Below are 25,876 nucleotides of genomic sequence, written 5' to 3' on the forward strand. Positions count from 1 at the left end.
GCCGGTGCCACGTGGCTATCCGTCACCGTGGACCTCGCGCGCGCGCTGGACAAAGGCATCCACCAGCGAATTGGCAATCTGAGTGAACACCGGGCCAATCGCAAAGGCCATGAGCCGGTTGGCAAACTCGAACTCCAGCTCCAGGGCGATGCGGGTCTTGCCGCCCTCGACCTCGGTAAAGCTCCAGGTCCCGTGCAGGCGTCGGAACGGCCCGGAGACCAGGCGCATGTCGATGCTTTCCGGGCGCTTGAGCGTGTTCCGGGTGGTGAACGACTTGTGCAGCGCCCCCTTGGCCAGCTCGATCGTGCCCTCCACCTCGTGCTCGCCACGCGGGCGCGCGGAGGCACTGCGGCAGCCGGGCAGGAACTGCGGATAGGCGTCTACGTCATTCACCAGATTGAACATCTGTTCACGGCTGTAGGGCACGTCCGCGTAGCGGCGAATCTTCGAGGCCATCAGATCAACTCCACGGCGCGCAGGAACACAAACAGGATCGCGACCGGCGCGACGAAACGCACCAGAAAGTACCAGACCTGGTACAGGACCGGGTGCTTGAGGCGCAGCTCGGACTGCACCGAGCGCTCGGTCATGCGCCAGCCCACGAAGATCGCGATCAGGAACCCACCCAGCGGCAGCAGGATGTTGGCCGTCACGTAATCCAGCAGGTCCAGGATGCCCATGTCGAACAGGGTGTAGTCGGACCAGACGTTCAGCGACAGCAATGCGCCGATGCCGAGGAACCAGGCCCCGATGGCGATCATCGCGGTCGCCATCACCCGGGTCAGCCCCATGTTCTCGACCAGGAAGGCGACCGCCGGCTCGATGATGGAGATCGCCGAGGTCCAGGCCGCAAACACCAGCAACACGAAGAACATGGTGCCGAAATACAGCCCGCCCGGCATGTCGGCAAAGGCCAGCGGCAGGGTCACAAAGATCAGCCCCGGCCCCTGCTCGGCCGACAGCCCAGCCCCGAGCACGATGGGGAAGATCGCCAGCCCGGCCATGATCGCGACCAGGGTGTCCGCCCCGACCACCGCCGCGGAGGTGCGCGCGATGGACGCATCGCTCTGCAGATAGCTGCCGTAGATCATGATCGCGCCCATGCCCAGGCTGAGCGTAAAGAAGGCCTGGCCCATCGCCAGCAGAACCGCGTTGGCGGACAGCGCGGAGAAGTCCGGATACAGCAGGAACTCCAGTCCGGCGAGGAACTGCCCCTCGACCATCGCATAGCCGACCATCACCACCAGCATCACGAACAGCAGCGGCATCAGAATGGTCACCGCCTTCTCCAGGCCGGACTGCACCCCACGCGCGACCACCATCGCCGTCATCACCATGAAGATGGTGTGCCAGGCCAGCAGGGCCTCCGGGTCCGCCAGCATGTTGCCGAACATCGACTCCGAGCCATCTGCATCCAGCCCGAGAAAGCCGCCGGTCCCCGATTTGAAGACATACGACAGCGACCAGCCCGCGACCACGCTGTAGAACGACAGGATCAGAAATCCGGCCAGCACCCCGATCCAGCCGATCATGCCCCACGCGCGCGTCAGGCCCTCCTCGCGCGCCAGGGCCGACATGGTATTGATCGGGCTCTGCCGCCCGCGCCGGCCCAGCAGGATCTCCGCCATCATCACCGGCAGGCCGATCAACAGGATGCAGCCGAGATAAACCAGCACAAAGGCGCCACCCCCGTTCTCACCGGCGATATAGGGGAAACGCCAGATATTGCCCAGGCCAACGGCCGAACCCGTGGCCGCGAGAATAAAGGCCAGACGGGTCGTCCATTGCCCGTGGATCGAGGTCGTGGCTGGCATCGGTGGCTCCTTGTTGAACGGAGACGGGGGGGCGCTCCCGCGGGCCGCCGCCCCCGGCAGCGGCCAGGGCCGGTCGCGCAAACGCATCGCCGGGTCCGCCGGAATTGTGGGGCAGCGGGTCGCCCGGCTCAACTTTCACCCCGCGCGCCCGGACATTCGGACTGCTTCGGCCGCCCGCCTGCAGTACACTGCCCGGGTTATGGGAAAGAACAAGAAACAAGCCAAGGAACCGTCCAGCACCATCGCCCTCAACCGCAAGGCGCGCCACGAATTCTTCATCGAGGACCGCCTGGAGGCGGGGATGGAGCTCGAGGGCTGGGAGGTCAAGTCGATGCGCGCGGGCCGCGCGCAGCTGAGCGAGGCCTACGTGCTGCTGCGCAACGGCGAGGCCTTCCTGTTCGGGGCCCACATCACCCCGTTGCCGACCGCCTCCACCCATATCAATCCGGATCCCAGCCGCACGCGCAAGCTGCTGCTGCATCGCGCGGAGATCAACCGCCTGGTCGGCGCGGTGGAGCGCAAGGGCTACACCCTGGTGCCCATGGCTCTGTACTGGAAGCGCGGGCGAGCCAAGCTCGAGATCGGCCTCGCCAAGGGCAAGAAGGAATACGACAAGCGCGCCGACAAGAAGGACAAGGACTGGGAACGCGAGCGGGCACGGATCATGAAGCACGGCTAACGCCGCCACGCCCCGCCCACCATCCCCATTCCGGCTCGCGCCGGCCGCGCCTCCTCATCCCGGGATGTGTACGGTGCCCTCTTCCTGCCATCTGCCAGGGGGGCTGGGCCTGGTTCAGCATCCAGTGTTTACATGCCTTCGTCGGGCCGCCTGCCAACTTGGCTGGCCCGGGTTCGTCCTCTGGTGTTTACGGTGCCTTCGTCTGGCCGCCTGCCACGCGCTCTCTCGCGAGCGCACCGCGAGGTACTTCTTTGCTCGTGCAAAGAAGTACCCAAGAAACACGCCCGACTGCCGCGACCCCAGCCCGCTGCGCGGGCCGGGGTTTCCCTCGCTCCGAGGCTTTTCGCGGGCGGCGCTGAACTCGCTGCGCCTGCGGCTCCGCTCAGACATCCAGCGCCTTGAATCCCGCGAAAAGCCTCTCCACTCGGCGCGACGACAACGGGGAGGTAGGTCAAGACAATTGCGATCCGAAGGCCTGCGCCATTGGTTGGAGGCAGGCTGTTCCGGCATCTTCGGCACGCTCGGCCTGTGGCCGTTGCGTGCCGCGCCCGCGGAGCGGGCGCCGAGGGTGTTCGAGCGGCTGTGCCTGCTTTTGTGCCACGAGGTCGGAACACCGTCTGTTTTGACTTTCCCCTCCCGTATGGAGCCCCTTGCGGAAGGGTTCTCGGGCCGGGAGAAGGCGCTGGATGTCTGAGCGGAGCCGCAGGCGAAGCGAGTTCAGCGCCGCCGGCCCGAGGGCCCTGGAGCAAGGTCCCCGGGCGGAATCCGGGTGCCCTTCTTTGGGTACTTTCTTGGGCAAGCAAGAAAGTACCTCGGGGCGCGCTGGCGAGTCAGCGCATGGCAGTAAGCGGAGCAAAGCCACCGTAAACACCGAAGGACGAACTATGGCCAGCCACAACAAGGCAGGGTGACGGGCCGAAGGCACCGAAACGCAGGAGCGGAGCCCGCGTCGGGCGCCAGGATCAGGCGTTGGCGCGCCAGCGGCAGGTGCCGCCGGCCGCCTCGTCCAGCGTCTGCAGCAGCGCCTCGTGCGCCGCCTGCTCCTCGGGCGTCGGCTCGATCACCGGCAGCGGCTTGCCCGAGCGCCGCGCCTTGACCGGGCCGGCCGCGGCATCGCCGTCGCCTCCGGAATCCAGGGTGAGCGCCACCTGCCCGCCGGTCATCGCCAGATAGACATCCGCGAGCAGCTCGGCATCGAGCAACGCCCCGTGCAGGGTGCGCCCGGAGCCGTCCACCTCGTAGCGCTTGCACAGGGCATCCAGGGAATTGCGCGCCCCCGGGTGCATGCGCCGCGCCATCACCAGCGAATCCAGCACGGTGCTGACCTCTGCCACCTCGGACGCCGGCGCCACATCGCCCAACAGGCGCAGCTCGTTGTTGATGAAGCCGACATCGAAGGGCGCGTTGTGAATGATCAGTTCGGCCCCACGAATGAAGTCGACAAAGTCATCGACGACATCGGCAAATCGAGGCTTGTCGGCCAGAAACTCGTTGGTGATCCCGTGCACCGCGATCGCGCCGGCGTCGATCTCGCGATCCGGTTGCAGAAACTCGTGCAGCTTGCGCCCGGTGGGGCGGCGGTTGTCCAGCTCCAGGCAGCCGATCTCGATAATGCGGTGGCCGTCGGAGGGGTCCAGGCCCGTGGTCTCGGTATCCAGCACGATCTGACGCATCGTGGTTTCCTTCAATTCTCGATCGGTTCGCCGGCCAGCAGGGCATCAATGCCTGCATTGGCCAGTTCGTCGGCGCGCTCGTTCTCCGGGTGACCGCTGTGGCCCCGTACCCAGTACCACTCGATGTCGTGGCGCTGGGCCTGTGCATCCAGCTCCTCCCAGAGATCACGGTTCTTCACCGGCGAGCCGCTGGCGGACTTCCAGTTGCGCCGCTTCCAGCCCGGCATCCACTCGGTCACGCCCTGCTTCACGTACTTGGAATCCGTGACCAGCTCCACCTTGCAGGGGCGCTTCAGGGTCTCCAGCGCGCGGATGGCCGCGGTCATCTCCATGCGGTTATTGGTCGTCTCGGCCTCGGCCCCGTAGAGCTCGCGCTCGCGCCCGTCGAAGCGCAGGATCGCACCCCAGCCGCCCGGCCCGGGGTTTCCACGGCAGGCCCCGTCGGTATAGATGTACACGCGTTCGTCAGCCATGCGTTCGGCGGGCTCCAGAATGAGAGGAGCGCGAGGATACCAGCCCCGGACGCATCGCGGGGTTGGGCATGGCGAAGCGGAAACGCGGCTCCGGACGCAGGGGCATGTTCACCCGCTTGTGGGCCACGGTCAGGATCATGCTGGCCAACGGCGGCAGGCCGCGCAGGGTCCAGGCATCCATGGTGGCCAGGCGTTTCTGCCAGGCGGCGGGCAGCCCCGGTGGGAGCAGGCTCAGGCTCCACTGATCCAGCACCTCGAGATCCGCTGCCTCCAGCAACTCGCGATACTGGCGCCGCCGCAGGCCTTCGGGCAACGGCGAGGCGCGCACCCCGTTGCGCCCACCGCGCTGCAGGCGGTTGCCTTCCAGCAGAAACACCCGTCCCTCGGGCTCCAGCACCCGGGCCGCCTCGGCCACCACCGCCGCCGGTTGCTCGCTCTGGGCGCAGGGATGGGCGAGCACGATGCGCCCGGCACAGGCGGACTCCAGCGGCCAGGCCTCGGGGTCCATGCGCAGCGCCGGGCGCGCCGAGGCGATCCGGATCAGCGGGGCCTGCAGGGCATCGCTGTCCTCCAGGATCGGCACCGGCGCCAGCTCCACCGCCAGCCCCCCGGGGCCCGCATCGCCATAGCGCCGAATGCGTTCCAGAAAGCGCTCGCGGACCCTCCGCCCCTGCGGCTGGGCATACCAGTGCGCCAACCAAGTCAGGAATGGGTCTTGGTGATCCCCCATCTCTGGTTTATCCTCCAGCGCCATGACACCACGCCTCCGCACACGACTGACCACCGCCCTGATTCTCGGCCTGACGGCGATCTTCGCCTCTGCCTGTAGCCTACACGACTCCGAGCGCACGCTGGACACCTCGGCGGCGGATCGGCCGATCGTGGAACCGCGCACGACCGAGGACGTGCAGGCCGCGATGGAACGCCAGCAGCGCGACGCCGCGCAACGTGCCGCCGAGACCGACGACCTGTGGGAGCGCGCGCGCCTGGGCTTCGGCTTCAACGACGCGCTGGACCACGAGCGCGTGGATCGCTATATCAGGCACTACCGTGACCATCCACGGATCATCGAGTACAGCACCCGGCGCGCGGAGCCGTTCGCCTACTTCATCCTGTCCGAGATTGAGGCGCGCGACATGCCCGCCGAGCTCCTGCTGCTGCCGATCGTGGAGAGCGGCTTCGTCGCCCAGGCGACCTCGCGCAGCCGCGCGGCGGGGATCTGGCAGTTCATGCCGGCCACCGGCGACTATTTCGATCTGTCGCGCGATCACTGGTACGACGGCCGCCGCGACGTCTACAAATCCACCCTCGCCGCGCTGGACTACCTCCAGGCGCTGCATCGACGCTTCGACGACTGGTACCTGGCCCTGGCCGCTTACAACTACGGCCAGGGCAACATCCAGCGCGCCATCGACCGCAATGCCGCCCGCGGCGAGCCCACTGACTACTGGAGCCTGGACCTGCCGTCCGAGCCGACCGCGTACATCCCGCGGCTGCTGGCCCTGCGCCACCTGTTCCTGGACCCCGATGCCCACAACATCGCCATCGCGCCCATCGCCAACGAACCCGCGCTGGAGATGATCGAACCCGGCCAGCAGGCGGACTTCTCGCTAATCGCGGAGCTCGCCGACCTGGATACCGAGACCCTCAAACAGCTCAACCCCGGCTACCACCGCCATGCCACCCACCCCGGCGGCGCCCAGCACCTGTTCGTCCCGCGCGAGGCGCTGCCCACCCTCGAGGCGGCACTGGAGACCCGCAACGATGAACCGCTGCTCCGGTTCCGCGAATACACTGTGCGCTCGGGCGACAACCTCGGCCAGATTGCCCAGCGCGCCGGCACCCGCGTCGCCGTGCTGCGCGACATGAACAACCTCGACGACGACATGATCCGCGCCGGTCAGACCCTGCGCCTGCCGGCCTCCGCCCCGAGCGAAGAGGCTCCGCTGCAGGTGGCCGGCGACAACGGCCAGTTAGCGGAGGACTATCAGGTGCAGGCTGGCGACAGCCTGTGGCACATCAGCCAGCGCACCGGCATGTCCATCGGCGCCCTGCGCGCCGCCAACGACCTGGACCCGGACGCGATCCTCCGCCCGGGCGACACCCTCAAGGTGGTGCGCGCCGATCCCGACCGTGGGCCCGACGGCCAGCGCGTCGAGTACGAGGTCCGCCCCGGCGACTCGCTGTCGACCATCGCTCGCCGCCACCAGGTCAGCATCGGCGACCTGCGGCGCTGGAACGGGCTAAACGGCGATGGCATCCGAGCCGGAGAGACCCTGACCCTGTACCTGGCCAGCGCCGACGGGGAAGCGATCGCCCAGAGCGACGCCTGAACCGCGACGACATCGACGCCACGAAAAAGGCCCCGGTTGAACCCGGGGCCTTTTTCGTGCGCAAGCGAGCCGCGGCCGGCTTCAGTGGTCGGCGGCCGCCGCCCCCGGTGCTTCCGATTGCAGGCGGACGGTTTCGGGGTCCAGCCCGGCCGCGCGGAAGAGCTGCTCGAAACGCCGCTTCGGCACATGCAGGCGCAACTGGATCGACCCGTCCGGCGTGGTCTGCTCGGCCTCCACGGCCTTCTCTTCGTAGAGCTGGGCGCGCAGGCGCCCGGCCGAGGCCGGGAGCTCGACCCAGCCCTGGGTCATGGACTCGGTGAAGGTCTCGGCCAGGCGCTGCTCCAGGCGCTCCACACCCTCGCCGGTATGCGCCGACAGCCAGAAGGCATCGTCCGCCATGCCGAAACGGTCGTCCGGGTCCTCGGCCGGGTTCTCCAGCTGGTCGATCTTGTTGTACACCCTCCAGCAGGGGACGTCCTCGGCACCGATCTCCTCGAGCACCTCCTCGACCTGCCGGATGCGCGCCTCGCGCTCCGGGTCGGCGGCGTCGATCACGTGCAGCAGCAGCGCCGCCTCGCGGGTCTCGGTCAGGGTCGCCTTGAACGCGGCAACCAGCTCATGCGGCAGGTCGCGCACGAAGCCCACGGTGTCGGCCAGGATCAGCGACTGGTGCGGGGCCAGGTCCAGACGGCGCAAAGTCGGGTCCAGGGTCGCGAACAGCTGATCCGCCTGGTAGACGTCGGAATGCGTGAGGCGATTGAACAGGGTCGACTTGCCGGCGTTGGTGTAGCCCACCAGCGACACCGTGGGGATCTCGTTGCGCAGGCGCGCCTGACGGCCCTGTTCGCGGGTGCGTTCGACCTTCTCCAGACGCCGCTCGATGTGCTTGATGCGCCCGGCCAGCAGGCGGCGGTCGGTCTCCAGCTGGGTTTCCCCCGGACCGCGCAGGCCGATCCCGCCCTTTTGCCGTTCCAGGTGAGTCCAGCCACGGACCAGGCGCGTGGACATATGGCGCAACTGGGCCAGTTCCACCTGCAGCTTGCCCTCGTGGGAACGGGCGCGCTGGGCGAAGATATCGAGGATCAAACCGGAGCGATCCAGCACCCGGGCCTTCAGGTGGGCCTCGAGGTTGCGTTCCTGGCTGGGCGACAGGGCGTGGTTGAAGATCACCACGTCAGCCCCCGAGGCCTCGACCGCATCGCGGATCTCGTCAGCCTTGCCGGCGCCGACGAACAGCTTGGGGTGCGGCCGGTCGCGCGATCCGCGCACCACCGCCATGATCTCGGCCCCGGCGGAGCGCACGAGCTCGTCGAATTCCTGGACCTGGGCCTCGATATCGGGGTTGTCCCCGACATTCAGCGCGACCAGGACCGCACCATTGCCGACGCGCTCGTCGCCGGCACTCTCCGGACGCTCAAACAAGCTGGAGGAGACCTCCACTCATGTTCAGGACTCGGCCTCGGCGGAGGCGGGAGCCGCTGCCTCGCCCTCGAGATTCATGTTCACCTGACGGGCCGGCACGATCGTGGAGATGGCGTGCTTGTACACCATCTGCGAGACCGTACTGCGCAGCAGCACCACGAACTGGTCGAAGGATTCGATCTGCCCCTGCAGCTTGATCCCGTTCACCAGGTAGATGGAGACCGGGATCCGGTCCCGACGCAGCGCATTCAGGAAGGGTTCCTGCAACATTTGCCCTTTGGCCATCGGTGCGTTCCTTGATCGTTATTATTGGTTCGCGACCCGCGCCGGCGGCTCGAGGTCGGCCCGCCGCACGGTCAGGTTGAAGCGTAGCATACCGGCTTCGCGGCGCCGTTCCAGGCGTACACCGGGCGTTATTCGGACATCGCCGCTGCCGGGGCCGCTATCCGTGCAGCCTGGATGGCCCGCAAAGCCTGCGACAAATCCGCGTCCTCGGCGTTCAACCGGGCATGCAGGGGGAAGCGCCGCAGCCCGGTGAGCTGGCGTTTTGCGAGCTGGCGGGTCGCGGCGATGGCCCGCTCGCGAAAGGTCGCAAAGTCGCATTCGCCGGCCAGCCACTGCCAGCCCTGGCGATACCCCACCGCCCGCTGCGACGGGTGCTCCGCGGTCAGGCCGGGGCGACGGGTCAGGGTCATCAGTTCGTCGACGAAGCCGGCCTCCAGCATCGCATCGAAGCGGTCGGCGATGCGGATGCGCAGGCGCTCGCGATCCGCCGGCCACAGGGCCAGCGACACCCAGCCCGCCGGGACCGTCGCGGCCGCGCCACTCTGGAAGCCCGACAATGGCTGGCCACTGGCCGCGTACACCTCCAGGGCGCGCAGGATGCGTTGCGGGTCGTTCGGGTGGATGCGCGCGGCGGCCTCCGGGTCCACGGTGGCCAGCTCGGCATGGAGGGCCACGGCGCCCTCGTGTTCCAGACGGCCACGCACGGACTCGCGGACCGCATCCGGGACCGGCGGGATCGGATCGAAGCCGTCCAGCAGGGCGCGCAGGTAGAGCAGCGTGCCGCCCGCCAGCAGGGCGACCCGGCCGCGGGCATGAATGGCATCGATCGCGGCGCGGGCATCGTGGGCAAAGTCGGAGGCGTTGTAGGTGTCCTCCGGGTCGCGGATATCCAGCAGGTGATGCGGGGCGCGGGCACGCTCGGCGGCGTCCGGCTTGGCGGTGCCGATATCCATGCCGCGATAGACCAGCGCGGAATCCACGCTGACGATCTCCGCGTCCAGGGCCTCGGCCAGCGCCAGCGACAGCGCGGTCTTGCCGCTCGCGGTGGGACCGGCCAGCAGGATGACCGGCGGCCGCTCCCCATCCAGTCCGGCCATCAGCGTCCTCGCAGGAACAGCCGGTCCAGCGCCGAGTGGTCCAGCTCCACCCAGGTCGGGCGCCCGTGGTTGCACTGGCCGGAGCGCTCGGTGGCCTCCATATCGCGCAGTAACTGGTTCATCTCGGGCAGGGTCAGGCGCCGCCCCGAACGCACGGAACCGTGGCAGGCGATCGTTCCCAGTACCGCGTTCATCGCCCCCTCGGCCCGATGGCTGTAACCGTCGGCCGCGAGGTCCGCCAGGACATCGCGCACGAGCTGCGCGGTGTCCTGGCCGCGCAGCAGCGCGGGCGCCGCGCGCAGGGTCAGGGTCTCGGGGCCGGCACGGTCGAGCTCGAAGCCGAGTTCCCCAAGCAGGCCCGCGCGTTCCTCGGCCAGTTCGGCCTCGGCCGGGGTGACGTCCAGGGTCTCCGGCACCAGCAGGGGCTGCGAGGTCACCCGTGCCCCCTCCCATTCGCGCTTGAGGCGTTCATAGGTGATGCGCTCGTGGGCCGCGTGCATGTCCACTACGATCAGGCCGCGGGGGCTCTCGGCCAGGATGAAGGTCTCGGCTACCTGCCCCAGGGCAAACCCCAGGGGCGGCATGCCGTCCGGGTCCGCTGCGGGCGCACCGGACGTGGCGGATGGCATCGGGGTGTCATAAGCGGCGGGCCGCGCCTCGGCCACCGCAGACGTCCCGCGGAACTCGGCCCAGGCCGCACCAAAGCCTGGATCGCGCCCGACCGGCTCAAGTCGCGGTTCGCGAGGGGGCGCGTACCCACCGCCCGCACCCGGCACACCCAGCCCGGACAGCGGGCGATCCGCCTGCGCCGGCATGGGCATGGGGCGACCGGCGGGGGCCGGCGCACCCATGTCGGGTACCGCCGCGGCATGCCCGGAATCCCCCGGACGCAACGCGGCAAGCGCCTTGTGCAGGCTGTGGAAGATGAAGTCGTGAACCATGCGCGACTCGCGAAAGCGCACTTCCTGCTTGGTCGGGTGCGCGTTCACATCCACCTGGGTCGGATCCAGTTCCAGGTCCAGCACGAACATCGGATGCCGCCCGTGGTAGAGCACGTCCTGATAGGCCTTGCGCACGGCCGCGGCCAGCACGCGGTCACGGATCGCGCGGCCGTTGACGAAGAAGAATTGCTGATCGGGCTGGGCGCGCGACTGGGTTGGCGAGCCCAGCCAGCCGGACAGCGCCAGCCCGGCGCGCTGTTCGTCCACCGGGGTCGCATGCTCCAGGAAGGCATCACCCAGCAGCGCCCGCACCCGTTCGCCGGGGTCGTCGGCCGCCGGCAGGTCCAGGGTGACGCGGTCATTGTGGCGCAGGCTGAAGGCGACCTCGGGACAAGCAGCCGCCTGGGTGCGGATCACGTTCTCGCAGTGGTTGTATTCGGTGCGTTCGGTACGCACGAACTTGCGCCGCGCCGGGACGTTGAAGAACAGGTCGCGGACCTCGACGGTCGTGCCCACCGGATGTGACGCCGGGGCGGCCTCGCGGAAGACATCGGAGCCGTCCCCGGTCAGGCGCCAGCCGTTGCGCTCGTCCGCCACCATGGAGGTCAGCGACAGCCGCGAGACGGAGGCGATCGAGGGCAGGGCCTCGCCGCGAAAGCCCAGGGTATGCAACGCCTCGAGATCGTCCATGCAGGCGATCTTGCTGGTGGCGTGGCGCGACAGGGCCAGCGGCATCTCGTCGCGATAGATCCCGCTGCCGTTGTCGCTGATCTGGATCAGTCGAATGCCACCCTGCTCCAGGCGCACATCCACCCGCGTCGCCCCGGCATCCAGGGCGTTCTCCAGCAGCTCCTTGACCACCGAGGCCGGACGCTCGATCACCTCGCCGGCGGCGATCTGGTTGATCAGTTGTTCGGAGAGCTTTGCGATCGCCACGCGCGACACCTGGGAGAGACGAGAACCGGGTGCCTAGCCTAACCGGGGCAGCGCCGGAGTGCCTAGCCGGCGGCCGAACAACGCCTGCAAGACGTGACGGGCTGCCCGGAGGTGCCGGGCTCAGGAGTCGCGGGGGATACGCAGGACCTGGCCGGCGTAAATGCGGTCGTCGCGGACATCGTTGGCCGAACGCAGGTCCGCCAGCGACAGGCGATAGCGATCGGCAATCCCGGAGAGGGTCTCGCCCGGGCGGATGATGTGCTGGTCGGGCTGGCCGTCGGCGATCAGCGTGCCCGGACGGGCATGGGTGGAGAAGTACGACCGCAACCCGGTCAGCAGGGCGTCCGCCAGCGAGTTCTGGAAGGTCGTGCTGCGCAGCTTGCGCTCCTCGGAGGGATTGGAGATGAAGGCCGCCTCGACCAGGACCGACGGCACGTCCGGCGAGCGCAGGACCGCAAAGTTCGCGCGCTCTACCTCCGGCTTGCGCACCTTGCCCACCCGGTGGAGCTCCGCGATCATCCGCTCGGCCAGGGTGTTGCTGGCCTCCAGGCTCCCGCTCTGGGCCAGATCCAGCAGCACGTTGGTCAGGGAATCGTCCTTGCCGTTGATCGGCACCCCGCCCAGGCTCAGATCCGCCTGGTTCTCGCGCTGGGCGAGGAAGCGCGCCGCCTCGCTGGAGGCCCCGCGCTCGGACAGCATGTACACCGACGAACCCTGGACACTGCGATTGGCGATCGCGTCGGCGTGGATGGACACGAAGATATCGGCGTCCGCCTTGCGCGCCCGCTCGATGCGCTCGCGCAGGGGCAGGAAATAGTCGCCACTGCGGGTCATCACGGCCTTCATGCCGTGCTCGCTGTTCACGCGATCGGCCAGACGCTTCGAGATCTGCAGGACCACGTCCTTCTCGCGGGTGCCGGCGGGGCCGATGGCACCCGGATCATGCCCACCATGACCGGCATCGATGGCGACCACGACATCGCGCAGGTCCTCCTGCGAGCGCCCACGGCGGGAGCCGTTGTTCTCCGCCGAGCGCGGCGCGGCGGGTGCCTCGCCGCTGGCCAGATCCAGGACCAGGCGGTGCGGCGCACCCTGTGCCGGCATCAGCACGAAACTGCTCGGCTCCACCGGCTTGCGCAGGTCGAACACCACGCGCAGATCGGAGCCATTGCGTGCGGCATGGCGCACGGCCTTGATCGCCGAGCGCGGGTTATCGCTGATGGTCAGGTCTTCCACGGCCCGCGCGTTCTCCAGATCCACCACCAGGCGGTCGGGAGACTGCAGGTGGAACATGGAGTATTCCGCCTCGCCGTCCATGTCGAAGACCAGACGGGTGGTTCCGCCATCCACGGACATGCGCACGCGCCGGACGTCCGTGCGAGCCAGGGCCGGCAAAGGCATCCCGACCAGCCCGAGGGCAGTCATGGCGCGCAGCAGCTGGCGGCGGCGCAGATCCGGCGATGTTGATTGGCCCACGGCGTTTCCCTTTGTAATCAGGGGTTCTGACTACATTGTGGACGCTTTTTCTGGAAAAGCAATAGCAATTTTCTTTCTTTATGAGCGAGATATCGCGCATTGTGCGCGTGGCGGGCCAACTCCGGGGCAGCCCCGGCGTGTCACCCTGTCACGATCTCCTGGTCCCGAAGCACCCGGTGGTAGGCCGCCGCCAGCGGCCCCTCCAGCCACAGATCCCGGCCTTCGGCTGTGCCCTCGCGATGCGCCAGGCGCACCACCAGATCCGGCGCCGGCAGCCAGCCCGCACCGCGCTCCGGCCACTCCACCAGCCACAGGACATCGCCCCCGAAGGCCTCGCGCACCCCCAGGTACTCGAGTTCTTCGGGATCACCCAGGCGGTAAAGGTCGAAGTGCAGGACCTCGCGCCCCGCCAGCGCATACGGCTCCACCAGGGTGTAGGTCGGACTGCGGACCGCGCCTTCATGCCCGAGCCGGCGCAGCAGACCCCGAACCCAGGTGGTCTTGCCGACACCCAAATCACCCTCCAGGAACACGATATGCGGGGCGTCGAGCGCCGCCAGCGCGGCCCCGGCCGCCTCGGTCGCCTCCAGGTGCGGGAGGATCAGAGGGGCCGCTGCTACCGTCATGCCCCACCCCCGGCCGCGGCCGGCAGGGCTTCGGCCAGATCCCCGGCCAGCATCCCGCGCGCCCCGCCCAGGCGATCACGCGCGATGCAGGCTGCGGCGCAGTGCCAGGCGGCACCGATCTCCGCGGCGCTGCGCGCATCCGCGCCCTGCCCGCGCAGCGCCGCGATGATGCCGGTCAGCACGTCGCCGCTACCGGCGGTGGCCATACCGGGGTGGCCGCCGGTGACACAGGCCAGCGGCTCCGCACCCGAACTGGCGACCAGCGTGCCCGCCCCCTTCAGCAACACCACTCCACCCAGGCGCGCGGCCAGCGCCCGCACCTGCCCGGGGCGATCGGCCTCGATGGTGGCCACGTCCTGCCCCTGCAGACGGGCGGCCTCGCCTGGGTGCGGGGTCAGCACCCAGTCCTCGCCCCGGCGCGGGGCCTCGGCCAGCAGGTTCAGGGCATCGGCATCCGCCACCCGGGGCAGGTCGGCATCCGCCACCGCCAGCCACAGGCCGCGACCCCAGGCGCCCTGTCCCAGTCCCGGTCCCACCGCGACGACATCGACGCGACGCATCAGGGCCTGCAACTCGCTGGCGTCCGCCACGCCACGCACCATCAACTCGGGTCGCTCCAGATTCGCCCAGGCCGCATGCTCGGGGTGCGTGGCCAGGGTCACGCGCCCGGCCCCGGCGCGCAGGGCGGCCGTCGCCGCCAGCCGCGCGGCCCCCGAGTAGCCGGGCGCGCCGCCCACGATCAGCACATGCCCACAGTCGCCCTTGTGCGCCCCCGGGCGCCGCACCGGCAGGCGCGGCCGCCAGTCCTCTGGCCCGACCCGACGCGCAACCGGCGCGATGCCATGGGCCACCGAGGCAGGGAGATCGAGCGGGGCCACCTCCACCTGGCCGACCCGGTCGACCGCGGCCCCGGTATGCAGGCCCAGCTTGTCGGCGATCATGGTCAGGGTGTGATTCGCCCGGACCGCCTCCCCCAGGAGCCGGCCGCGATCGATATCCACGCCCGAGGGCACATCGGCCGCCAGCACCGGCCGCCCACTCGCGTTCAGCGACTCGATCACCGCGCCGTAGGCATCGGTCAGCGGCCGCTCCAGGCCGATCCCGAACAGGCAATCCACCCACAGGTCCGCGGCCGCCGGGTCGAAGTTTTCCAGGGCATGGACCTCGCCGCCGCTCGCCTGCCAGCGCCGGTGGGCCTGACGACCATCGGACTCGGGGCGCGCCCGCGAGGGGCCTCCATGGACCCGCACCTCCAGCCCGGCCTCGGCCGCCAGCCGGGCAAGCACGTAGCCGTCTCCGCCGTTGTTGCCGGGCCCGCACAGGATCCCGATGCGACGGGCCTGCGGCCAGTCGCGGCGCACCACCGTCAACAGGGCCTGCCCGGCACGCTCCATCAGCTCGCCCGGAGCCATCCCCGGCAGGGCCAGGCCGGCGGCATCCAGGGCCCGCATGCCCGCGTTATCGAACAGTGCGCTGGTCAATGCTTGTGGGTCGGGTTCATGATTCACGCCATCACCTCCGTCGCGGAAGCCGAAATCGTGCCTCAGCGCCTCGATCCACGCCAATCTGCCGAACTCGCCGAACGCATCCGCGACTGGGGACGCGAGCTCGGCTTCCAGGCCGTGCGCATCGCCCCCGCCGAGGTGCCCGAGGCGGATCGCCGGCATCTGGACGACTGGCTGGCCCAGGGCTCGCACGGCGACATGGACTGGATGGCCGACCGCGCCCCCCTGCGCCACGCCCCGGATGCCCTGGTGCCCGGCGTGCAGCGCATCATCAGCGTGCGCATGGACTACTTCCCGCCGGCCACCCGGCGCCCGGCGATCCAGCTGGCCGAACGTGATCACGCCTATGTCTCGCGCTATGCCCTGGGCCGCGACTACCACAAGCTGCTGCGCAAGCGCCTGACCACCCTCGCGCGCCGGATCGAGGCGGAGGTCGGGCCGTTCGGCTATCGCGCCTTCACCGACAGCGCCCCGATCCTGGAAAAGGCCCTGGCCGCCCGCGCCGGGCTGGGCTGGATTGGCAAGAACACCAATCTGCTGGCGCGCGAGAGCGGCTCCTGGTTCTTCCTCGGGGAGTTGTTTACCGACCTGCCACTGCCACTGGATGAACCCGTGGACGAGCACTGCGGCCAGTGCACCGCCTGTCTCGATGTCTGCCCGACCCGGGCGTTCCGCGGGCCATACGACCTGGACGCCCGCCGCTGCATCTCGTATCTGACCATCGAACTGAAGGGTGCAATCCCCGAGGACCTGCGCCCGCTGATCGGCAACCGCATCTACGGCTGCGACGACTGCCAGCTGGTCTGCCCCTGGAACCGCTTTGCCGAGGTCACGGCGGAACCCGACTTCATCGCCCGCCACGGTCTGGATAGCGCCAGCCTGATCGAGCTGTTCGCCTGGGACGAGGCAACCTTCCTCGCCCGCACCGAGGGCATGGCCATTCGCCGAATCGGCCATGCCCAGTGGCTACGCAACCTCGCTGTGGCCCTCGGCAACGGTCCGGCCACACCCGAGGCGGACGCAGCCCTGGCCGCCCGCGCCGAGCACCCTTCCGAGCTGGTGCGCGAACACGCCGCCTGGGCGCGCGAACAACTGCGCAACCCCCCGCACAGCGCGCCCCTGTCCACGGAAAACCTGTCCCGGCTCACCCAAGCGCCCGGATAGGCCGGGCAAGCAGAAACCGCCCCGGAAGAGGCAAATCCGCACCTCCCAAGGTTGCCAGTGCCGGCGCAACCGGCGACACTCCGGTGCCGAATCACGCCCCGACGCGGGGCCCGGCCCGCCACCAAAGGTTCAGCCCGCCGCCATGCCCGATCACCCGGACACCACGCGCTATCAGCGGATCTTTGAACAGGCGCCCGAGGCTCATCTGGTCCTCGACCGCAAGGGCGGGATCGTCGCGGCCAACTACGCTGCCTGCGAACTGCTGGGCTATACCAGCGCCGAACTGACCGGCGGCGTGCACATCACCGAGCTGGACCTGCAGGCCACTCAGGACGACGTGGACCAGGCCCACTCCAACCCCGAACAGCGCCTCCCCGCGCACTTCGAGAGCCGCTACCGGCATCGTGACGGTGGCGAATTTCCGGCCGAGGTGCACATCAACGCGATTCGCACGGACGGCGAGCTCGAGGTCTTCGCGACCGTGCGCGACATCACCCGCGAGCGTCAGTCGGAGCAGGCGCTGAAGAGCCTGGAGACCCAGCTGGGCGCGACCATTCGCCATGCCCCGCTGATCCTGTTCGCGCTAGATGCTGAAGGCTGCTTCACGCTATCGGAGGGAGCCGGCCTCCGGACCCTGGGATTAAAGCCAGGCGATGTCCTGGGCCGCGACGCCCGGGAAGTCTACGCCGACCAGCCCAACGTGATCGCTGCCGTGGAACGCGCTCTGAGGGGGGATAGCTTCGACGGCGAGGTCCGTATTGGCGACACCTATCTACGCGTCTCATGGATGCCGCTGACCGATGGGGAATCCAGCCGCCCAGGCGTGCTCGGCGTGGCCTGGGACGTCACCTCGCTGCGGGCCGCGGAGGCCGCCACGGGTGCCGAACGGGACCGCCTGCTAACCACGCTGCAATCAATCAGCGACGGGGTCATCACCGCAGACACCCACGGGCGCCTGACCTACCTGAACCCCGCCGCCCAAGTACTGCTGGGGCTGGATGCCACCAGCGCCCAGGGCCGCCTGGTGGACGAACTGCTGGACCTGGAAGACACCCGGACGGGGACCAGCGTGCTCCGCCCGGTGGAACACTGCCTGAACCTGGGCGGTACCGTGGAATCACCCGAACGCATACTGCATCGCGCCGACGGCGAAACCCGCGTGGTACGCATGCTGGCCTCGCCCCTGCAACGCCCGAACCGCGAGGCCCAGGGTGTGGTGGTCGTGCTGCACGACCACACCGAGCTGTGGCAGATGACCCAGCAGCTCAACCATCAGGCGACCCATGACGACCTCACCGGCCTGTGCAACCGCCGCGAATTCGAGCGGCGGCTGGACCAGGCCCTGCACATTCAGGAGGAGGGCGAGACGCCGCATGCGGTGTTCTACATGGACCTCGACCAGTTCAAGATCATCAACGACACCTGCGGTCACCAGGCCGGCGACGAGCTCCTGCGGGAACTCTCCGAGCGCCTGCGGCACCTGATCCGCGAGAACGACACCCTGGCTCGGCTGGGTGGCGACGAATTCGGCGTGCTGCTGTGCCACTGCCCGCCCGAACGCGCCGAGGCGATTGCCCGGAAGATGCTGGAGACCGTCCAGTCCCTGCGCTTCGCATGGGAGGGCCGGCGTTTCGATGTCGGCGTCAGCATCGGTCTGGTGCCGGTCAGCGGCCCGGAACAGACCCTGCCCGAGATCCTCAGCCAGGCGGACTCCGCCTGCTACGCCGCCAAGGAAAATGGCCGCAACCAGGTCTACGTCTGGCAGCCCAGCGACCAGGCCCTGCGCCGCCGACGCGGGGAGATGGAATGGGTCGGCCGCATCCGCTCGGCGCTGGAGGAAGGGCGCTTCGCGCTGTTCGGCCAGGCCGTCCACCCGCTGGGTCCAGTCGCCCCGGACCTTGCCCATGTCGAGGTGTTGATGCGCCTGCGCGACGAGGATGGCCGGCTGATCCCGCCGGGCAGCTTCATCCCGGCCGCGGAGCGCTACCACCTGATGCCGGATATCGACCGCCACATCATCGACAACGCCTTCGCCATGCTCGCCCGGCATCGTGCGCCGCGCGAGAACTCATCCCACTGCGACCCCACTCTGGCGATCAACCTCTCGGGCCAGTCGCTGGCGCAGGAGAGCATGCTGGAGTTCGTCACCGAGCGCCTGCAGCACTACGCGATCCCGCCGCGCTGCATCATCTTCGAGATCACCGAGACCGCGGCCATCAGCCACCACGAACGCGCCCAGAGCCTGATCCGCACCCTGCGCTACATGGGTTGTCGTTTCTCCCTGGACGACTTCGGCAGCGGTCTGTCGTCATTCGGGTACTTGAAGAACCTGCCGGTGGACTTCATCAAGATCGACGGCAGCTTCGTGCGCGATATTGCCCACAACGCGGTGGACTCGGCCATGGTCACGGCCATTCACCGCGTGGGTCATGTCCTCGGCCTGCGCACCATCGCCGAGTGTGTCGAATCAGCCGCGACCATGGACCGCCTGCGCGAGATCGGCCTGGACTTCGTGCAGGGCTTCTACCTGTCGGAACCGGCCCCGCTGGAGCAACACCTCACGCTCATCGACAGCAACGTCCGCTGACGAGCGATACCCATTTCCGAGTGTTTTCCTTGGTTTTTGCCGGCGCTTTCGCTTCCGGTGCGCGGACTTGCTAGCGTAGGACCGAACAATAATCGGAAAACCACGCACTTATGCCTTATTCGGAACAACGCATCACCTCCACGCACCGCTGGTCGGACAAGACCTTCAGCTTCACCACCACGCGCCCGGAGGGTCTGGAATTCAAGAACGGGCAATTCGTGACCCTGGGGCTGCGCCCCGAGGGCAAGCTGATTCCGCGTGCGTATTCGATCGTCTCCGAACCCGAGGCCGAGGAACTGGAATTCCTGAGCATCCACGTGCCGGATGGCGCCCTGACCAGCCGCCTGGCCGAGGCTGGACCGGGTGATTCAATCTGGATCAACACCAAGGTCACCGGCTCGCTCACCTTCGACTACGTGCAGCCGGGTCGCACCCTGTACATGCTGGCCACCGGCACGGGGCTCGCCCCGTTCATCTCGCTGATCCGCAGCCCGGAGCTGTTCGAGCACTTCGACAATGCAGTGCTGGTACACAGCGTGCGTACCGTCGAGGAACTGGCCTACCGCCAGGAGATCGAGTCGCGCATCAGCGACCGCCTGCGCTACGTGCCGACCGTGACCCGCGAGAACCACGACTTCGCCTGCCCGATCGCGCAGCAGCCCTACGACAACAACCAGCGTGGCGCCGACATGTTCCGCTCCGGCGAGCTGAGCCAGATCCTCGATCTGCCGCCCGCGGATCCGGAACACGACCGTGTGATGCTGTGCGGCAACCCGGCGATGAACCGCGAGATGAGCGAGTGGCTCACCGAACACGGCTGGACCCAGACCAACTACAAGGGCGTGGGTACCTTCACCGTGGAACAGGCGTTCGTCACCACCATGTCGGACTCGGACGACTGAACCTCAGCCCCGGACCAGCAGGACCCAGCGGGCCGCGTTGATCCGCTGCAGTTTGGCCGTGTCGCCACCCCGGTCCGGGTGGTGGCGCTGCGCCATCCGGCGGTACTGTCGGCGGATCGTGTCGGCATCCACCGGGTCCGCAAGCTCCAGCACCTCCAGCGCCTGCTCGCGTTGCTGGTCACGCCCCAGCTGCGACCAGAACTCACCCAGAAGCGCCTCCACCGCCGACGCATCCATGGTTTCCAGCTGCGCCAGGTCGAGGTAATAGGCCCGCAGTGGATCATGCGTCGCCAGAAGCCCATCCACCGCGCCTCCCTCCCGCACCGGCTCGATCCCGATATCCAGGCAGTGGATACGCAAGCCTTCGCCGCCCTCCGCAAGGCGGTCGCGCAGCCGGTACAGGCAGTGGAACAGCACAAAGTGCGCCTGAAACAGGCTCAAGGGCTCCTGCAGCCGCGCCCCGGAAAATGGCTCCACGCCCGCGTCGCGCAACTGCGTGATCAGGGCGTGCTCGGTCAGCCCGTCCGACTGCATGCGCAGGCACTCCAGCACCCGATCCAGCAATGCCGGATGGACCGGTGACGCGACCGCATCCGAAGCGGCTGTCATGCGCCCGGAAACTCCCCGTCGACATACACCCAGCGCCCGTCTTCGCGGCGAAAACGACTGCGCTCGTGCAGGCGTACGCCCTGACCGCGCACCCGTGACCGGGCAATGAACTCGACCCAGCCTGTCTCGTCGTCCGGCCCACCCGCCTCGGTCGCACGTATCGCGAGCCCCAGCCAGCGCTGTTCCGGGGCCAGCTCCATGGATGCCGGGCGTGTCGCGGCCGCCCAGGTCGCCAGCAGATAGTCCTCACGCCCTTCCACAAACGCGGCATAACGCGAGCGCATCAGCGCCTCCGCCGTGGGCGCCGAGGCCGTACCATCCAGATACGGCCCACAGCAGGCGGCACGGTCCTGCCCGGACCCGCAGACACACGTGTCGACCTTCTTTCGGCTCGCCTTGCCCAAGCCCCATCTCCCGTTCATCTGCGTTCCAGCCAGCATGCCCGAGCTATCGCCCACGGTCGAACCCTCACTTTGGCACTGGTCTTTCGCCAGCGAAATCGGTAGCGTGCGTATCACGATCCCGGAGGGAACAATGGCCAACATCCTGATCATGGGCTGCGGCGATCTCGGCGGTGCCGTTGGCCAGCAACTTGCCCACGGCGGACACTCCGTCTGGGGCCTGCGCCGCCGGCCGGAGCACATCCCCAAGCCGATCCAGCCCCTGGCCGGCGACTTCGGCGTCGCGGACGGCCTGCCGGAGCTGCCGCCGGCGCTCGACACGGTTTATTTCATCGCCACCCCGGGCGAGTTCACCGAGCCCGCCTATCGTCGCGCCTATGTTGACGGCCTGCGCAACACCCTGACCGCCCTGGAACGGGCCAGCCAGCAGCCGCGCCGCGTTGTCTTCGTCTCCAGCACATCGGTCTACGGCGCCGACGACGGCCGCTGGGTGGACGAGGCCAGCCCCACCGAACCCACCCGGTTCTCCGGGCGCGCCCTGCGGGAAGCCGAGCAGTTGCTGGCCGACAGTCCCTTTCCCGGCGTGGTCGTGCGCTTTGGCGGCATTTATGGCCCGGGGCGCGAGTACCACCTGCGCAAGGTGCGCGAGGGCGTGCGTGGTCAGCACGAAGCGCCGGTCTGGACCAACCGCATCCACCGCGATGACTGCGTGGGCCTGCTGACCCACTTGTTCCATCTGGATGACCCCGACCCGATTTATCTGGGCGTGGATGACGAGCCCGCCCTGCGCCACGAGCTGCTCGCCTGGCTGGCACAGGCGATGGAGATCGATCCGCCCGGCACACCGCCGATGCCCGAGGGCGGAGTCTCCGGCAAGCGCTGCTGCAACAAGCGCCTGCATGCCAGTGGCTATCGCCTCCAGTATCCCGACTACCGCACCGGCTACCGCGCCCTGCTCGACCACATCGCCACCACCTGAGCCGCCTCCTCGCCACGCAATGGCTCGGGCGTATTCATCCTCTCGTGTTTATGTTGCCTTTGGTCCACCGCCAGCCCCACGGTGGCTAGCCAGGGTTCGTCATCAGGTGTTTACGGTGGCTTCGTCCGGCCGCCTGCCAGGCGCTCTCTCGCGAGCGCACCGCGAGGCACTTTCTTGCTTGCCCAAGAAAGTGCCCAAAGAAGGGCACCCGGATTCCGCCCGGGAACCTTGCTCCAGGGCCCTCGGGCCGGCGGCGCTGAACTCGCTACGCTGCGCTTCGCTCAGACATCCAGCGCCTTCTCCCGGCCCGAGGACCCTTCCGCAAGGGGCTCCATACGGGAGGGGGAGGTCAAAACAACAGGTATTCCGGCCCCGTGGCACAACAACAGGCACAGCCGCTCGAAGGCCCCCAGCGCCCGCTTCGCGGGCGCGGCACGCAACGGCCAAGGGCCAAGGGCCGAACGTGCCGAAGATGCTCGAAGACCTAGCCATCATCCACTGGCAAGCACGCTGGGATAGCCGTTGTTTTGACCTGCCTCCCCGTTGTCGTCGCGCCGAGTGGAGAGGCTTTTCGCGGGACGATTCTAAATAGACACGGGGCGCTGGATGTCTGAGCGGAGCCGAAAGCGTAGCGAGTTCAGCGCCGCCCGCGAAAAGCCTCGGAGCGAGGGAAACCCCGGCCCGCGCAGCGGGCCGGGGTCGCGGCAGTCGGGCGTGTTTCTTGGGTACTTCTTTGCACGAGCAAAGAAGTACCTCGCGGCGCGCTGGCGAGTCAGCGCCTGGCAGTATGCGGACCGGAGGCACTGTAAACACCCAACGACGAACCGGGACCAGCCACAACAAGGCAGGCGGCAGCCTGGAGCCACCGTAAACACCGGAGGACGAACCAGAGCCAGCCTACACGGCACACAACCGCCAAGGGCATATCCCCCGGGCGGCCAGCGCGCCGCGCCGTTATAATGCGCGGCTTTCCCCACACTCCGACCCGAGCGCGCCCGCGATCATGGACAAGAGCTTCGACCCGAAAAGCATCGAACAGACCCAGTACGACCGCTGGGAGGACGCGAACGTCTTCGCGCCGCCGGCGACGGGCGAGGCCAACTACTGCATCCTGCTGCCGCCACCGAACGTGACCGGCACCCTGCACATGGGGCATGCCTTCCAGCACACCCTGATGGACACCCTCATCCGCTATCGGCGGATGCACGGCGACCGCACCCTGTGGCAGGGCGGCACCGACCACGCCGGGATCGCCACCCAGATGGTCGTCGAACGCCAGCTGGCCGCCGACGGCAAGGGCCGCCACGACCTCGGGCGCGAGAAATTCCTCGAGGCAGTCTGGGACTGGAAGGCCGAATCCGGCGGCACCATCACCCGCCAGATGCGCCGCCTGGGCGACTCCATGGACTGGTCGCGCGAGCGCTTCACCATGGACGACGGGCTGTCCGACGCGGTGCGCGAGGTCTTCGTGCGCCTGCACGAGGAGGGCCTGATCTATCGCGGCAAGCGCCTGGTCAACTGGGACCCGGTGCTGCACACCGCGCTCTCCGATCTCGAGGTCCTGTCCGAGGAAGAGGTCGGCCACCTGTGGCACTTCCGCTATCCGCTGGCCGACGGCTCTGGCCATCTGACCGTCGCGACCACCCGCCCGGAGACCATGCTGGGCGACACCGCCGTCGCAGTGCATCCGGAGGACGAGCGCTACCAGCACCTGATCGGCAAGACCATCCGGCTGCCGCTGGTCGGGCGCGAGATCCCGATCATCGCCGACGACTACGTCGAGGCCGAGTTCGGCTCCGGCTGCGTGAAGATCACCCCGGCGCACGACTTCAACGACTACGCGATGGGGCAGCGCCACGACCTGCCGGTGATCAACATCCTGACCACCGACGCCTGCATGAACGACAACGTGCCGGCCGCCTATCGCGGGCTGGACCGCTACCAGGCCCGACAGAAGGTTGTCGACGACCTGGATACGGAAGGACTGCTCGAAAAGATCGACGACCACAAGCTGATGGTCCCGCGCGGCGACCGCTCCGGCACCGTGGTCGAGCCTTATCTGACCGACCAGTGGTACGTGAAGGCCGGCCCGCTGGCCGAACCGGCGATCAAGGCAGTGGAGGACGGCCGCATCCGCTTCGTGCCGGAGAACTGGTCGAAGACCTACTTCGAGTGGATGCGCAACATCGAGGACTGGTGCATCTCGCGCCAGATCTGGTGGGGTCACCGCATCCCGGCCTGGTACGACGCGGATGGCAACGTGTATGTGGGCCGCGACGAGGCCGAAGTGCGCGAGAAGCACGGCCTGAGCACGGACGTGGTGCTCGAACAGGACGAGGACGTGCTCGACACCTGGTTCAGCTCCGCGCTGTGGCCGTTCTCCACCCTCGGCTGGCCCGAGCAGACGCAGGAATTGCGCGACTTCTACCCGACCAGCGTGCTGGTCACCGGCTTCGACATCATCTTCTTCTGGGTCGCCCGCATGATCATGATGGGCGAGCACTTCATGGGCGATGTGCCCTTCCGCGAGGTGTACGTCACCGGCCTGATCCGCGACTCGGAAGGCCAGAAGATGTCCAAGTCCAAGGGCAACGTGATCGATCCGATCGATCTCATTGACGGCATCAGCGCCGACGACCTGGTCGCCAAACGCACGCGCGGCCTGATGCAGCCGCAGATGGCGCAGAAGATCGAAAAGGCCACGCGCAAGGCCTTCCCCGACGGCTTCCCCGCCTTTGGCACCGATGCCCTGCGCTTCACCCTGGCGGCACTCGCCACCACCGGGCGCGATATCAAATTCGACCTCGGCCGCATCGAGGGCTACCGCAACTTCTGCAACAAGCTGTGGAACGCCTCGCGCTTTGTGCTGATGAACGTCGAGGGCCACGATTGCTCCGCCGCGACCGATACCGCAGAGCACCGCACGCTGGCCGACCGCTGGATCCTTGACCGCCTGGCCGCCACCGCCGCGACCGCCACGCAGCAGCTCGATGCCTACCGCTTCGACCTCGCCGCGCAGACGCTCTACGAGTTCACCTGGCACGACTACTGCGACTGGTACCTGGAGCTTACCAAGCCGGTGCTGAACGACGACGCCACGCCGGAGGCGGTCAAGCGCGCCACGCGCAATACCCTGGTCACCGTGCTCGAGGCCCTGCTGCGCCTGCTGCACCCGGTGACCCCGTTCATCACCGAGGCCATCTGGACCAACGTGAAACCGCATGCCGGCATCACGCATGACATCGAATTCCTGGTGCAGCGCCCCTGGCCCGGCCGCGACGGCTTCCCGCGTGACGCGACCGCCACGGCCGAGCTCGACTGGGTGAAGGACTTCATCACCGGGCTGCGCCGCATCCGCGCGGAGATGGACATCGCCCCCGCCAAACCGCTGCCGGTGCTGGTAAAGAACTGGACCGACGCCGACCAGGAGCGCTACACCCGCCACCGCGGCCTGCTGGAGTTCCTCGCCAAGCCCGAGAGCGTCACCTGGCTGGACACGGCCGACGAGGCCCCGGAATCCGCGATGGCCCTGGTCGACGACATGCAGCTGCTGATTCCGCTGGCCGGGCTGATCGACAAGGACGCCGAGCTCGCGCGCCTGGACAAGGAAATCGGCAAGCTCGACAAGAACCTCGAACAGAGCGAGCAGCGGCTTTCCAACGCGAGCTTCGTCGACCGCGCCCCGGCCGAGGTGGTGCAGAAGGAACGCGACCGCGTCGCCGAAATGCACGCCACCCGCGACCAGCTGGCCGCCCAGCGCGAACGCATCCGCGCGATGTGAGGGCGCTGTTCACCACGAGGCACGCGCAGAAGACCGGAAAAGCATTGACGGGAGACGGGAAGGATCCAGGCTGACGGGCCCGTACTGAGGACCGGCTGCACCCAAGGCGGTAATAGCCTCGGGCCCATACCCCTTGAATCCCTGTTGATCGCTCTTGCCCGCCTTCGTGTCTTCGTGCGCTTCGCGCTTGAAG

At 68.3% G+C, this 25,876-nt stretch carries 22 protein-coding genes and 1 pseudogene; 8 read left to right on the forward strand and 15 right to left on the reverse strand.

All coding sequences use genetic code 11. The annotated features are described in order from the left end of the window. Positions 1-15 precede the first annotated feature (15 nt). Together TVD_RS11400 and TVD_RS11405 are read right to left on the reverse strand one after the other, a co-directional pair. Positions 16-456 carry a type II toxin-antitoxin system RatA family toxin gene (locus tag TVD_RS11400; protein ID WP_018145393.1) on the reverse strand — a complete coding sequence of 147 codons (441 nt, stop codon included), beginning with the start codon at positions 454-456 and terminating at the stop codon, positions 16-18. Further along, complete coding sequence (locus TVD_RS11405) at positions 456-1,814, reverse strand: sodium-dependent transporter (protein ID WP_018168070.1); 1,359 nt, start codon at positions 1,812-1,814, stop codon at positions 456-458. The genes TVD_RS11400 and TVD_RS11405 overlap by 1 nt, the downstream gene beginning before the upstream one ends. A 199-nt stretch (positions 1,815-2,013) precedes the next feature. On the opposite strand from TVD_RS11405, the gene smpB reads away from it, so the two are divergent. Together smpB and TVD_RS14960 are read left to right on the forward strand one after the other, a co-directional pair. Beyond that, positions 2,014-2,493, forward strand: coding sequence for an SsrA-binding protein SmpB (gene smpB / locus TVD_RS11410; protein WP_047251973.1), 480 nt, complete (start codon positions 2,014-2,016; stop codon positions 2,491-2,493). 487 nt (positions 2,494-2,980) lie between these two features. Then, positions 2,981-3,187, forward strand: a complete 207-nt coding sequence (locus tag TVD_RS14960; protein WP_038084186.1) for a hypothetical protein — start codon at positions 2,981-2,983, stop codon at positions 3,185-3,187. Positions 3,188-3,455: 268 nt separating this feature from the next. On the opposite strand, the gene dnaQ is transcribed toward TVD_RS14960, so the two are convergent. The 3 genes from dnaQ to TVD_RS11425 are packed head-to-tail and all read right to left on the reverse strand — an operon-like array spanning position 3,456 to position 5,393. Next, entirely contained in the window at positions 3,456-4,166 is a 711-nt protein-coding gene (gene dnaQ, locus TVD_RS11415; protein WP_018168068.1) for a DNA polymerase III subunit epsilon, read from the reverse strand. Positions 4,167-4,177: 11 nt separating this feature from the next. Further along, on the reverse strand, positions 4,178-4,639 hold the full coding sequence (rnhA, locus tag TVD_RS11420) for a ribonuclease HI (RefSeq protein ID WP_018145389.1): 462 nt from the start codon (positions 4,637-4,639) through the stop codon (positions 4,178-4,180). Continuing rightward, complete coding sequence (locus tag TVD_RS11425) at positions 4,632-5,393, reverse strand: hypothetical protein (protein ID WP_018939211.1); 762 nt, start codon at positions 5,391-5,393, stop codon at positions 4,632-4,634. Before TVD_RS11425 ends, rnhA begins: the two co-directional genes overlap by 8 nt. On the opposite strand from TVD_RS11425, the gene TVD_RS11430 reads away from it, so the two are divergent. Then, on the forward strand, positions 5,392-6,972 hold the full coding sequence (locus TVD_RS11430) for a LysM peptidoglycan-binding domain-containing protein (protein ID WP_018175822.1): 1,581 nt from the start codon (positions 5,392-5,394) through the stop codon (positions 6,970-6,972). The genes TVD_RS11425 and TVD_RS11430 overlap by 2 nt on opposite strands. 81 nt (positions 6,973-7,053) lie before the next feature. Here the strand turns inward: TVD_RS11430 and hflX are convergent, their stop codons facing one another. From hflX to TVD_RS11465, 7 genes are all read right to left on the reverse strand, one after another. Further along, positions 7,054-8,394: a ribosome rescue GTPase HflX gene (gene hflX / locus TVD_RS11435; RefSeq protein WP_018175823.1), complete on the reverse strand. Its 1,341-nt coding sequence runs from the start codon at positions 8,392-8,394 to the stop codon at positions 7,054-7,056. Positions 8,395-8,418: 24 nt separating this feature from the next. Beyond that, positions 8,419-8,679 (reverse strand): RNA chaperone Hfq, encoded by a 261-nt coding sequence (gene hfq / locus TVD_RS11440; protein WP_018175824.1) that lies wholly within the window; start codon positions 8,677-8,679, stop codon positions 8,419-8,421. Positions 8,680-8,807: 128 nt separating this feature from the next. Next, the gene (gene miaA / locus TVD_RS11445) at positions 8,808-9,776 is read right to left on the reverse strand and encodes a tRNA (adenosine(37)-N6)-dimethylallyltransferase MiaA (RefSeq protein ID WP_047251635.1); all 969 of its coding nucleotides are present in this window, start codon (positions 9,774-9,776) and stop codon (positions 8,808-8,810) included. Beyond that, positions 9,776-11,653, reverse strand: a complete 1,878-nt coding sequence (gene mutL / locus TVD_RS11450) for a DNA mismatch repair endonuclease MutL (protein ID WP_047251636.1) — start codon at positions 11,651-11,653, stop codon at positions 9,776-9,778. Before mutL ends, miaA begins: the two co-directional genes overlap by 1 nt. Before the next feature lie 120 nt (positions 11,654-11,773). Next, positions 11,774-13,078 carry an N-acetylmuramoyl-L-alanine amidase gene (locus tag TVD_RS11455; RefSeq protein WP_047251974.1) on the reverse strand — a complete coding sequence of 435 codons (1,305 nt, stop codon included), beginning with the start codon at positions 13,076-13,078 and terminating at the stop codon, positions 11,774-11,776. Positions 13,079-13,269: 191 nt separating this feature from the next. After that, a complete protein-coding gene (gene tsaE / locus TVD_RS11460; RefSeq protein ID WP_047251637.1) occupies positions 13,270-13,755 on the reverse strand; it encodes a tRNA (adenosine(37)-N6)-threonylcarbamoyltransferase complex ATPase subunit type 1 TsaE in 486 nt (161 codons plus the stop codon). Next, the gene (locus tag TVD_RS11465) at positions 13,752-15,236 is read right to left on the reverse strand and encodes a bifunctional ADP-dependent NAD(P)H-hydrate dehydratase/NAD(P)H-hydrate epimerase (RefSeq protein WP_047251638.1); all 1,485 of its coding nucleotides are present in this window, start codon (positions 15,234-15,236) and stop codon (positions 13,752-13,754) included. Before TVD_RS11465 ends, tsaE begins: the two co-directional genes overlap by 4 nt. 18 nt (positions 15,237-15,254) lie before the next feature. Between TVD_RS11465 and queG the strand changes: the two genes are divergently transcribed. The 3 genes from queG (at position 15,255) to TVD_RS11480 (ending at position 19,913) form a co-directional block, all read left to right on the forward strand. Continuing rightward, complete coding sequence (gene queG / locus TVD_RS11470; protein ID WP_047251639.1) at positions 15,255-16,424, forward strand: tRNA epoxyqueuosine(34) reductase QueG; 1,170 nt, start codon at positions 15,255-15,257, stop codon at positions 16,422-16,424. A gap of 142 nt (positions 16,425-16,566) precedes the next feature. Next, positions 16,567-19,011 (forward strand): EAL domain-containing protein, encoded by a 2,445-nt coding sequence (locus tag TVD_RS11475; protein WP_047251640.1) that lies wholly within the window; start codon positions 16,567-16,569, stop codon positions 19,009-19,011. A gap of 110 nt (positions 19,012-19,121) precedes the next feature. Beyond that, entirely contained in the window at positions 19,122-19,913 is a 792-nt protein-coding gene (locus TVD_RS11480) for a ferredoxin--NADP reductase (RefSeq protein WP_018175830.1), read from the forward strand. A 3-nt stretch (positions 19,914-19,916) separates the two neighbouring features. Here the strand turns inward: TVD_RS11480 and TVD_RS11485 are convergent, their stop codons facing one another. Further along, the gene (locus tag TVD_RS11485) at positions 19,917-20,522 is read right to left on the reverse strand and encodes a DNA-J related domain-containing protein (RefSeq protein WP_047251641.1); all 606 of its coding nucleotides are present in this window, start codon (positions 20,520-20,522) and stop codon (positions 19,917-19,919) included. Further along, on the reverse strand, positions 20,519-20,926 hold the full coding sequence (locus tag TVD_RS11490; RefSeq protein ID WP_047251642.1) for a YchJ family protein: 408 nt from the start codon (positions 20,924-20,926) through the stop codon (positions 20,519-20,521). The genes TVD_RS11485 and TVD_RS11490 overlap by 4 nt, the downstream gene beginning before the upstream one ends. Positions 20,927-21,056: 130 nt before the next feature. Between TVD_RS11490 and TVD_RS11495 the strand changes: the two genes are divergently transcribed. Continuing rightward, positions 21,057-21,902 carry an SDR family oxidoreductase gene (locus TVD_RS11495; RefSeq protein ID WP_047251643.1) on the forward strand — a complete coding sequence of 282 codons (846 nt, stop codon included), beginning with the start codon at positions 21,057-21,059 and terminating at the stop codon, positions 21,900-21,902. A gap of 281 nt (positions 21,903-22,183) precedes the next feature. Here the strand turns inward: TVD_RS11495 and TVD_RS15080 are convergent. Further along, positions 22,184-22,397: pseudogene (locus tag TVD_RS15080) on the reverse strand (hypothetical protein). A 508-nt stretch (positions 22,398-22,905) separates the two neighbouring features. On the opposite strand from TVD_RS15080, the gene TVD_RS11500 reads away from it, so the two are divergent. Further along, on the forward strand, positions 22,906-25,683 hold the full coding sequence (locus TVD_RS11500; protein WP_047251644.1) for a valine--tRNA ligase: 2,778 nt from the start codon (positions 22,906-22,908) through the stop codon (positions 25,681-25,683). Positions 25,684-25,876: the final 193 nt, after the last annotated feature.

Source organism: Thioalkalivibrio versutus, assembly GCF_001020955.1.
GTDB classification, from domain to species: Bacteria; Pseudomonadota; Gammaproteobacteria; order Ectothiorhodospirales; family Ectothiorhodospiraceae; genus Thioalkalivibrio; species Thioalkalivibrio versutus.

Excerpts from the sequence above, each read along its gene's own strand:
- TVD_RS11430 (WP_018175822.1), top strand. The coding sequence starts at position 5,392 with ATGACACCACGCCTCCGCACACGACTGACCACCGCCCTGATTCTCGGC.
- TVD_RS11475 (WP_047251640.1), top strand. The coding sequence starts at position 16,567 with ATGCCCGATCACCCGGACACCACGCGCTATCAGCGGATCTTTGAACAG.
- hfq (WP_018175824.1), bottom strand. The coding sequence starts at position 8,679 with ATGGCCAAAGGGCAAATGTTGCAGGAACCCTTCCTGAATGCGCTGCGT.
- TVD_RS11400 (WP_018145393.1), bottom strand. The coding sequence starts at position 456 with ATGGCCTCGAAGATTCGCCGCTACGCGGACGTGCCCTACAGCCGTGAA.
- TVD_RS11485 (WP_047251641.1), bottom strand. The coding sequence starts at position 20,522 with ATGACAGCCGCTTCGGATGCGGTCGCGTCACCGGTCCATCCGGCATTG.
- miaA (WP_047251635.1), bottom strand. The coding sequence starts at position 9,776 with ATGGCCGGACTGGATGGGGAGCGGCCGCCGGTCATCCTGCTGGCCGGT.
- TVD_RS11455 (WP_047251974.1), bottom strand. The coding sequence starts at position 13,078 with ATGACTGCCCTCGGGCTGGTCGGGATGCCTTTGCCGGCCCTGGCTCGC.
- TVD_RS11425 (WP_018939211.1), bottom strand. The coding sequence starts at position 5,393 with ATGGCGCTGGAGGATAAACCAGAGATGGGGGATCACCAAGACCCATTC.
- TVD_RS11500 (WP_047251644.1), top strand. The coding sequence starts at position 22,906 with ATGGACAAGAGCTTCGACCCGAAAAGCATCGAACAGACCCAGTACGAC.
- TVD_RS11480 (WP_018175830.1), top strand. The coding sequence starts at position 19,122 with ATGCCTTATTCGGAACAACGCATCACCTCCACGCACCGCTGGTCGGAC.
- tsaE (WP_047251637.1), bottom strand. The coding sequence starts at position 13,755 with ATGACGGTAGCAGCGGCCCCTCTGATCCTCCCGCACCTGGAGGCGACC.
- queG (WP_047251639.1), top strand. The coding sequence starts at position 15,255 with ATGATTCACGCCATCACCTCCGTCGCGGAAGCCGAAATCGTGCCTCAG.
- rnhA (WP_018145389.1), bottom strand. The coding sequence starts at position 4,639 with ATGGCTGACGAACGCGTGTACATCTATACCGACGGGGCCTGCCGTGGA.
- TVD_RS11495 (WP_047251643.1), top strand. The coding sequence starts at position 21,057 with ATGGCCAACATCCTGATCATGGGCTGCGGCGATCTCGGCGGTGCCGTT.
- smpB (WP_047251973.1), top strand. The coding sequence starts at position 2,014 with ATGGGAAAGAACAAGAAACAAGCCAAGGAACCGTCCAGCACCATCGCC.
- TVD_RS11405 (WP_018168070.1), bottom strand. The coding sequence starts at position 1,814 with ATGCCAGCCACGACCTCGATCCACGGGCAATGGACGACCCGTCTGGCC.
- dnaQ (WP_018168068.1), bottom strand. The coding sequence starts at position 4,166 with ATGCGTCAGATCGTGCTGGATACCGAGACCACGGGCCTGGACCCCTCC.